The organism is Caloramator australicus RC3, from assembly GCF_000297115.1.
Lineage (GTDB): Bacteria > Bacillota > Clostridia > Clostridiales > Caloramatoraceae > Caloramator > Caloramator australicus.
In genome coordinates this window covers 1-9,023 of sequence record NZ_CAKP01000130.1, presented here as the reverse complement: position 1 = coordinate 9,023, position 9,023 = coordinate 1, and the positions used below count along the sequence as shown (strand labels likewise).

The 9,023-nt window shown below is 35.5% G+C and carries 14 protein-coding genes and 1 tRNA gene; all 15 read left to right on the top strand.

Annotated features, from left to right (window positions below):
* Window positions 1-280: transposase (locus CAAU_RS12440; protein ID WP_242822592.1), on the top strand; the 280-nt coding region annotated here is incomplete at its 5' end.
* Window positions 281-534: 254 nt separating this feature from the next.
* Complete coding sequence (locus CAAU_RS12435; protein ID WP_008909789.1) at window positions 535-756, top strand: MoaD/ThiS family protein; 222 nt, start codon at window positions 535-537, stop codon at window positions 754-756.
* A gap of 14 nt (window positions 757-770) precedes the next feature.
* Window positions 771-1,451, top strand: coding sequence for a HesA/MoeB/ThiF family protein (locus tag CAAU_RS12430; RefSeq protein ID WP_008909788.1), 681 nt, complete (start codon window positions 771-773; stop codon window positions 1,449-1,451).
* Window positions 1,452-1,492: 41 nt separating this feature from the next.
* Window positions 1,493-1,813, top strand: a complete 321-nt coding sequence (locus CAAU_RS12425) for a putative heavy metal-binding protein (RefSeq protein ID WP_008909787.1) — start codon at window positions 1,493-1,495, stop codon at window positions 1,811-1,813.
* A gap of 96 nt (window positions 1,814-1,909) precedes the next feature.
* Complete coding sequence (locus CAAU_RS12420; protein WP_202801052.1) at window positions 1,910-2,692, top strand: YhfC family intramembrane metalloprotease; 783 nt, start codon at window positions 1,910-1,912, stop codon at window positions 2,690-2,692.
* Window positions 2,693-2,704: 12 nt separating this feature from the next.
* On the top strand, window positions 2,705-3,088 hold the full coding sequence (locus CAAU_RS12415) for a GntR family transcriptional regulator (protein WP_008909785.1): 384 nt from the start codon (window positions 2,705-2,707) through the stop codon (window positions 3,086-3,088).
* On the top strand, window positions 3,081-4,196 hold the full coding sequence (locus CAAU_RS12410; RefSeq protein WP_008909784.1) for a DUF5808 domain-containing protein: 1,116 nt from the start codon (window positions 3,081-3,083) through the stop codon (window positions 4,194-4,196). The genes CAAU_RS12415 and CAAU_RS12410 overlap by 8 nt, the downstream gene beginning before the upstream one ends.
* Window positions 4,197-4,581: 385 nt before the next feature.
* Complete coding sequence (locus tag CAAU_RS12405) at window positions 4,582-5,001, top strand: Mini-ribonuclease 3 (protein WP_008909783.1); 420 nt, start codon at window positions 4,582-4,584, stop codon at window positions 4,999-5,001.
* 10 nt (window positions 5,002-5,011) lie between these two features.
* Window positions 5,012-5,782 (top strand): FAD-dependent thymidylate synthase, encoded by a 771-nt coding sequence (gene thyX, locus CAAU_RS12400; RefSeq protein WP_008909782.1) that lies wholly within the window; start codon window positions 5,012-5,014, stop codon window positions 5,780-5,782.
* A 10-nt stretch (window positions 5,783-5,792) separates the two neighbouring features.
* Window positions 5,793-6,251 (top strand): methylated-DNA--[protein]-cysteine S-methyltransferase, encoded by a 459-nt coding sequence (locus tag CAAU_RS12395; protein ID WP_008909781.1) that lies wholly within the window; start codon window positions 5,793-5,795, stop codon window positions 6,249-6,251.
* A gap of 27 nt (window positions 6,252-6,278) precedes the next feature.
* Entirely contained in the window at window positions 6,279-7,082 is an 804-nt protein-coding gene (gene rlmB, locus CAAU_RS12390; RefSeq protein ID WP_008909780.1) for a 23S rRNA (guanosine(2251)-2'-O)-methyltransferase RlmB, read from the top strand.
* The gene (locus CAAU_RS12385) at window positions 7,075-7,593 is read left to right on the top strand and encodes an NYN domain-containing protein (protein WP_008909779.1); all 519 of its coding nucleotides are present in this window, start codon (window positions 7,075-7,077) and stop codon (window positions 7,591-7,593) included. Before rlmB ends, CAAU_RS12385 begins: the two co-directional genes overlap by 8 nt.
* Before the next feature lie 71 nt (window positions 7,594-7,664).
* Window positions 7,665-8,309, top strand: coding sequence for an RNA polymerase sporulation sigma factor SigH (sigH, locus tag CAAU_RS12380; protein WP_008909778.1), 645 nt, complete (start codon window positions 7,665-7,667; stop codon window positions 8,307-8,309).
* 82 nt (window positions 8,310-8,391) lie between these two features.
* Window positions 8,392-8,467 (top strand) — tRNA-Thr (locus tag CAAU_RS12375).
* Between the two features lie 83 nt (window positions 8,468-8,550).
* Window positions 8,551-9,023 (top strand): GTP-binding protein (locus CAAU_RS12370; protein ID WP_040306695.1); only part of this gene is annotated, 473 nt, incomplete at its 3' end.

Sequence of the window (9,023 nt, the reverse complement as noted above, 5' to 3'; positions counted from 1 at the left end):
GGTAAAAAATATGCAACAAAATCATAAATTAGCCAAAGCAATAACAGAAGTATCATGGGCAGAATTTAGAAGGATGTTAGAATATAAAGCAAGATGGTATGGCAGAGAAATAATAATAGCACCACAAAATTATGCATCAAGTCAAACATGTAGTGAATGTGGATATAAAAATCCTGATGTAAAGAATTTAGCATTGAGAGAATGGAAATGTCCAAAGTGTGGTGCAGTTCATGATAGAGATATAAATGCAAGCAAGAATTTGCTAAAATTAGCCATGTGATTGGTATATATGGGGAAGGAACAGCCCTTTGAGCGTGGGTAATCTGGTAACAGAAGTTACCTTGACCACGAAGCCACCACATCTATAAGTGGGGGTAGTTCACCAATAGATACCCATCTTGTTTAGACTGTGATCTTGTAGATGGTTGTGATATAGTTAAAACGAGCGATTATGACTGCTATACCAATAAGCCCTCCTGTGCAAATTGCCTTTGGAGTAGAAAAATTGCTATATGTCCATAAGGGGGTGATGGTTTGATAAAAGTAAAATTGTTTGCTACATTTAGAGAAGGAAGACAAAAGGAAGTTATTTTTAACTATTTTGAAGGAATAAACGGAAGATATATATTGGATAAACTTGACATTAAGGAGGAAGATATAGCAATATATTTAGTAAATGGATTGGATGGCAAAATTGATAATCCATTAAACGATGGTGATACAATTTCTCTTTTTCCTCCTGTAGGTGGAGGTTGATGGAGGGATAAAATATGGGAAGATATGACAGAAACATGAATATGCTATCAAAGGAGGAAAACGAAAGGCTAAGGAGTTTTAAAGTTTGTGTTGTAGGATGCGGCGGATTAGGCGGATATGTTATTGAAATGCTTGGAAGATTAGGGATAGGACATATTACAGCTGTAGACAAGGATGCTTTTGAAGAATCTAATCTAAACAGGCAAATCCTTTCAAATGTAAATAATTTAGGTCAATATAAAGCCCTTGAGGCAAAAAGGAGAATGGAAACAGTAAATCCAGATGTGGTTGTAGATTCAATAATCGCCGAATTTAATGATAAAAATGCGGAGGGAATTCTTAAAGGACATAATTTAGTTATCGATGCCCTTGACAATATACAATCAAGACTCATGCTACAGGATATATGTGAAAAGCTAAATATTCCACTTATTCATGGAGCAATAGCCGGTTGGTATGGCCAAGTTACTACTATATTGCCAGGGGATAGAACCTTGAATTATATATACAAAAATAAAGTCCAAAGGGGTATCGAAAAGGACTTGGGGAATCCTTCCTTTACACCAGCTTTAGTTGCCTCCATTCAAGTTAGCGAAGCCCTAAAGGTTCTTTTGGGAAGGGGAGATTTATTAAGAAAAGAAGTTTTATATATAGATACTTATACCCAAGAGTATCATAAAGTAAGATTTGATTAAAAAATATTTTAAATAAATTTTAAATGAAAGGCGGGAATAATATGATTTTAACTACAACTCCAACAGTTGAAGGAAGAAGGATAATTGAATACAAGGGGATTGTCTTCGGTGAAGTTATTAGCGGTGTTAACTTTGTTAAGGACTTTATGGCAGGGCTTACTGATTTTCTTGGCGGAAGATCAAGGACCTATGAAGAAGAGCTGATGTATGCAAGGCAAAGAGCCCTTGATGAGCTAAAGGAAAGGGCTGCAGCAATGGGAGCAAATGCAGTTGTTGGAATAGACATTGATTATGAGGTTTTAGGTCAGGCAGGAAGTATGCTTATGGTAACTGCATCTGGAACTGCAGTTGTTGTTGAATAGGCCTAAGGTTTATCCTTAGGTTTTTTTATTGCACAATGCTTATATATGTTATATAATATATATAACAAATATAATAGGAGGGTTTTTATGGTGTCGATGACAAAAATTATTTTTATGGTTATAACGGCTTTAATTGCATTTGGACTGCCTATTGTTCTTGGAATTGTTTTTTGTAAAAAGTTTGGGGGAACAGTAAAGGCTATTTTAGTGGGTGGCCTTGTGTTTTTCATTTTTCAAATGGTTTTAAGGATTCCTCTGCTGCAGGTCTTTTCAAAGCAGGATTGGTATGTTGCAATGGCAAAAAATCACCTTCTGCTTGCTATATTTTTAGGCCTTACAGCAGGGATATTTGAAGAGGTTGGAAGGTTCTTAGGTTTTAGGTTTTTATTAAAAGACAGGCTAAACTATGGAAACGGTCTTGCCTTTGGAGTTGGACATGGTGGCATTGAGGCTGTTCTATTAGTTGGGCTTAATTATATAAATTATATCATCTTTGCCCTTTTGTTAAATAAGGGATTAATAAACCAAGTTTTTGCCGGGAAGATTTCAAATGATATGATAAGTGAAATTGTTAAGATGCTTGTTTCAACTCCAGCCTATAATTTTCTTCTTGCAGGACTTGAAAGGGCTTTTGCCATAACCATTCAAATAGCACTATCCCTCATAGTCCTCCTTGCTGTTAGGAATAAAAATTTACTTTATCTGTTAATCGCCATACTGCTTCATATGCTAATAGATACTCCTATTGCCTATATGGCAATGAATGGCGTTAATGTGTTTATTTTAGAGGGAATAACATTTTTAATTGCACTTGCTTCACTGTATTTTATAATAAGGATGAAGGATATGGATAAAGTAACTAATGAAGTTGAATTATAAGGAAGTGGGAGGATGTTTGTTAAAATAGATTTGACATCGGATGTTCCTATATACCTTCAAATCAAAAATGCAATAATAGAAGGAATAGCACGGGGGGAGCTAAAGGAAGGGGATAGCTTACCCCCGATAAGGCAGCTTGCTGAGGATATTGGTGTAAACATGCATACCATAAATAAAGCCTATAACCTTTTAAAGGATTTGGGATTTATAACTATAAACAAAAAATACGGTGCAGTAATATCTGTAGAGGGCTTTAATGAGACTTTTATGGAAAATTTAAAGGAGGAGCTAAGACCGATTATTGCAGAGGCATTTGTTAAGGGGATTGACAAGGAAACGTTTTTAAAACTGGTTGAGGGTATTTTAGATGAGTTTGGGGGAAGTAAAAATGAGTAAGACAGTATTTTTGCTTATAATGATTCCAGATATTCTTCTTTTAAATTTCTTTGCATTATATTTTCCTAAATTTACACGGGAAGGAATATTTTTTGGTGTTAGAATTCCCTATGGGTTTAAGGAACTTAAGGAATTTAAGGAATTGGAAAGGGAGTATAAACGAAACTATGCAATATCAATGCTAATCCCAACCATCGCATTAATCTTGATATTTTTCTTTGCCGGCATGAATGCTATAATAAAATCTGTTTTACTTTATACCTACTTGATACCTGCTGCTATGTTTTTGAATTATTATAAAATTTATAAGAAGGTTTTATCAATAAAAAAGAAAAGCAATTGGTTTGAGGGTAAAACACAGGTTGTAACTGTAAGTTTAAAAAGAAGAGAGGATATTAAAAATTATCCATCTAAGCTTTGGTTTGTTATTCCTGCAATTTTGATTGTGTTTAATATAGTTATTACGATTTTAAGGTTTCCTTATCTTCCGGATAAGCTTCCCTTGCATTATGACATAAACGGTCAAGTTAATAGATGGGGAGATAAGTCTTTTTCACATTTTATCGCCATATTCTTAGTTCAAGTAGGATTATTTGCCCTTTTATATTTAATTTATAGATTAATTCTTAAGGGAAAGCTTTCCATAAGCCCGATAAATCCCGAAAAGTCACAGGAAACCAATGAGCTAATAAAGATTATATCAGCAAAGCATATAATAATTTTAGCTATTGTCCAGCAGTTTATATTTGTTTTGACAAACCTTAATATGCTCCTTATTTTAAATCTTAATTTAATGACTAGCCTTATAGTAGCCTTAACACTATTAACTTTTTTAGTTATAGTCCTTTTTGCTATAAAAATTTATAACCTCATAAAACACCCACTAAAAAATAATCTTGATGATGAAATAATTGAAAGGGATGATGATGAGTTTTGGAAGATGGGGCTATTTTACTATAACCCCGATGATCCATCTCTCTTTGTTGAAAAAAGAATTGGAATAGGTTGGGATTTCAATTATGCTCATCCGGTAGGTAAGGCAGTAGCAATCATAATCATTTTAACTTTACTTTCTTCTGCAATTTTTATTCTTTGGCTTCCTTTATAAAGGAAGCATCAGACTGTTGAAAAAGTTGTTTTTTGATAAGCCCCGTGAAGGATTTTCCTGGCATTCGCTCATTTCGCTAAGCAATTCTAAGCTTTTCTTTGTTTTCAAAAGTCCTACCCTCGTGAGCCGACATCCGTGTCGGCCACTCGGCTCTGCACGTCCGTGTGCAGAATTACGGACTTTTGAAAAGTCGAAAAGCAAGAATTGCTAGAGCTTATGAGAGATGCATTTTTGAAATCCATTCACGGGGCTCTTGCAAAGTCTAAACACTAATGAGAGTTTGTCTACAATCTGTGGCTTCCTTTATAAAGGAAGCATTTTTATTTGCCTTAATTTTTTGTGAATGATATAATAAGGGTAAAATTTATTTAGGAAGGTTGAGAGAATGGATTTTTCCTTATTATCGGAGCTTATAGATAAAGAAAAAAATGTTAATCTTTTAAATCCTTTGATATGGGCTTATGTTGGGGATGCAGTTTATGAGATGTATGTCAGAACTTATTTAATCTCCCAAGGGGTTAAAAGGCCCCATGATATCCATGTTGAATCTGTTAAATTTGTAAAGGCAGCAAACCAGTCAAAGCTTTTAGAAATACTCCTTAATTATCTTACTGAGGAGGAAATAGAAATAGTTCGAAGGGGAAGAAATGCAAAGAGCTATCATGTTCCTAAAAATGCCAATGTGATGGATTATAGAAGGGCAACTGCCCTTGAAGCTTTGTTTGGGTATTTGTATCTTAACAAAAGAAGTGAACGCATAGATGAGCTTTTTAAAATAATTTTTGAAAATATCAATTTAATATGAGGTGATTAAGATGGGGGCAAATTTAAAGGTTGAACTTATCGCATATACTCCAGAGGCTGAAAAGATAGTGGCATCTGCTGCAAAGCTTTGCTATAGCAGGGTTGGAATAAGTGAAATAGGAGAAAATTTAGATAAGGAAAACATTGAAAAGTTTTTAAACATGCTTTTAGATTTAGGGCACGAATCACCTGTTGAGCATGTTAGCTTTACCTTTGCAATAGAGGGGGTATCCCGCTCCCTTACCCATCAGCTTGTAAGGCATAGAATAGCAAGCTATTCACAACAAAGCCAAAGGTATGTTAAGCTTGATCAGTTTGAATACATAGTTCCTCCATCGATTGAAGAGGATGAAAGGGCAAGGGAACTATTTATAAAGGCGATGGAGGAGGATCAAAGGGTATATAATGAGCTTGTCGATATCCTTTCAAAGAAGCATTATGAAAAGTTAATATCAGAAGGTAAAAATGAGAAGGAGGCTAAAAGGCTTTCTGAAAAAATGGCGATTGAGGATGCAAGGTATGTCTTCCCTAATGCCTGTGAAACTAAGATAGTGGTTACAATGAATGCGAGAAGCCTTTTAAACTTTTTCAGACATAGATGCTGCAACAGGGCCCAATGGGAAATACATAATCTTGCTGATGAGATGTTGAAAAAGGTTAGGGAGGTTGCACCAACAATCTTTAAATTTGCAGGGCCAAGCTGCGTTTATGATAAATGCCATGAGGGAAGCATGAGCTGCGGTAAGATGATGGAAGTTAGGGAAAGATATTTAAACCTTTAGGGGTGGGATGATGATTTACAAAGCTTATTATAAATCTCCAATTGGAATTATAGAGATAAAGTCAAGGGATGATTATATAATTTCCCTTGACTTTGTTGAAAAGGAAGAAGAAGTTGAACATATTCCAGAGATTTTAACGCAGTGCATTAAAGAACTCCATGAATATTTCAATGGAAAGAGAAGAGAATTTTCAGTAAAGGTTTATCTTGAGGGGACGGAGTTTCAAAGAAAAGCTTGGGAAGAGCTAAGGAAAATACCCTATGGTGAAACTATTTCCTATAAGGAGCAGGCACAAAGGGTTGGAAGTCCTAAGGCCTTTAGAGCTGTAGGCCTTGCCAACAGCAAAAATCCCGTCGGAATAATAGTTCCCTGCCATAGGGTAATCGGATCAGACGGGAAACTTACGGGATATGCAGGTGGACTTTGGAGAAAAAAATGGCTAATAGAACATGAAAAAAAGTTCCTTTAGGGTATAATAAATTAGAGGTGAGTTTATATGAAAAAGTTTGATAAGAAAAATAAAGGAAAAGAAATAAAAAGCGAAAGGGAGACAGTAGAAAGAGAAAATATTATTGAAGGCAGAAATCCTGTAATTGAAGCTATAAAATCAGGAAGAACTATAGAAAAGCTTTATGTATCTAAGGGAGACCTTGAAGGATCTATAAAGATGATAATCTCCCTTGCAAGGGAAAGGGGCATTGTTGTTAATGAGGTTGAAAGGAAAAGGCTTGATGACATGTCAACAACAAAGGCCCATCAAGGTGTCATAGCAGTAGTTGGCGAGTATAAATATTATGACTTGGAGGATATTTTAAATCTTGCAAGGGAAAAGGGAGAAGATCCTTTTATTATAATCCTTGATGAAATTGAGGATCCACACAATCTAGGATCAATCATAAGATCAGCAAACATATTTGGGGCTCATGGCGTTATAATCCCCAAAAGAAGAAGTGCTCTTGTTACTGCAACGGTTGCAAAGGCTTCAGCCGGAGCTATCGAATATACTAAAATAGCAAAGGTTACAAACTTAAATCAGGTTATAAAGGAACTTAAGGAAAATGGGATTTGGGTTGCAGCTCTGGATATGGATGGGGAGATTTGCTATAATAAAGATTTAAGGGGACCACTTGCTGTTGTAATTGGAAGCGAAGGAAGGGGAGTTTCAAGGCTTGTAAAGGAAAACTGTGATTTTGTTGTTAAAATACCGATGTTTGGTGAAATAAGCTCCTTAAATGCTTCGGTGGCAGCAGGGGTTATAATGTATGAAGTTAGGAAACAAAGGGGCATAAAAGGTGAGTAGGATAAGGCATATTTTAATAGACGGGTATAATGTTATAAATCAGTGGGATTTTTTAAAAAAACTTAAGGATGAAAACCTTGAAGATGCAAGGGATAAACTTGTTGAAATGTTACAGGAGTATGCTGCATTTAAAGGATGCAGCATTTATGTTGTTTTTGATGCCCATCTTGTTCCAGGAAGTGTTGAAAAGCATGAAAGGGTTGGGAAAATAAATGTTGTTTATACTAAAGAAGGAGAAACTGCCGATTGCTTTATAGAAAGAACTGTCCCACAGCTTGTAAAGATGGGAGCGGTTGCTGTTGTAACATCCGATTATCTAGAACAACGAATAACGCTGCAGATGGGTGGAATAAGAATAACCCCAAAGGAGTTTTTGCTTGAAATTCAAAATATAAAAACAACTATAAAAGAAAGGGCAAAACTTCCGTTTAAAGAACAAAAATCGACATTAGAGGATTTTATAGATAAAGATATTTTAGAGAAACTTGAAAAAATGCGTCGAAACCTTTGATTTTTCTTGACTTTCCTTATTTTGTGGCATATAATTTACTTAACGCAAAAGAAAGGTCTGGGGGGATACAATTGCAAACGTCAAGGGGGGCAACAGTAAGAGCTTTTGATTTTGAGAACATGTTGGATGAAGAAATAGTTGCTATGGCTCAGGAAGGCAATAAAAGTGCCGAAGAATATTTAATAAACAAGTACATAAATTACGTAAAGGCTAAAACAAAGTCCTATTTTTTAATTGGAGCAGATAAAGAGGATATATTTCAAGAAGGTATGATAGGCCTATTTAAGGCCATTAGGGATTATAAAAACGACAAGTTATCCTCCTTTAGAGCTTTTGCAGAGCTTTGTGTTACAAGGCAAATCATTACAGCAATTAAAGCTGCTACAAGGCAAAAGCATGTTCCCTTAAACTGCTATTTGTCTCTAAATAAGCCGGTTTTTGATGAAGAATCTGAAAGGACTTTAATAGATGTTTTATCGAGCTTACATATATCAGACCCTGAAGAAGTTATAATAAGCAAGGAAGAAAGAAAAAAGATTGAGAAGAAGATGAGGGAATCCTTAAGTGATCTTGAAATAGAAGTATTAAAATGCTATTTAAAGGGAAAATCATATCAAGAAATAGCATGTGACTTAGATAGACATGCAAAATCCATCGATAATGCACTGCAAAGGGTAAAAAGAAAACTTGAAAAATTATTAACAGAAAAGGAATAAAATTAAGATAAATTAATATATTGACATCTTTTTTTCTTCGGTGTAAAATAAATAATCGGTAGTATTTTAATTACCCTTTTTTGCCCATGTAGCTCAGTAGGCAGAGCGTCACCTTGGTAAGGTGGAGGTCGTCGGTTCAATCCCGATCATGGGCTCCAGGGTATTATGATACACCAGGATAAGTTTTCAACGGTTAATAGCCGTTAAAAAAGTTACAACATAGGAAAAGGAGGATTGAAAAATGGCAAAGGCACATTTTGAGAGAACCAAGCCACACGTAAACATAGGGACAATAGGACACGTTGACCATGGTAAGACAACATTAACAGCAGCGATAACATTTGTATTATCAAAGTATGGAAGAGCACAAGCAACAAGATACGACGAAATAGATAAGGCACCAGAAGAAAAGGAAAGAGGAATAACAATCAACACAGCACACGTTGAATACGAAACAGAAACAAGACACTATGCACACGTTGACTGTCCAGGTCACGCTGACTACGTAAAGAACATGATTACAGGGGCAGCGCAAATGGACGGAGCGATCTTAGTTGTAAGTGCAGCAGACGGTCCAATGCCACAGACAAGAGAACACATACTACTTGCGAGACAGGTAGGCGTTCCATACATTGTAGTATTCCTAAACAAGGCAGACATGGTAGACGACCCAGAACTTATCGACCTTGTTGAAATGGAAATTAGAGACCTATT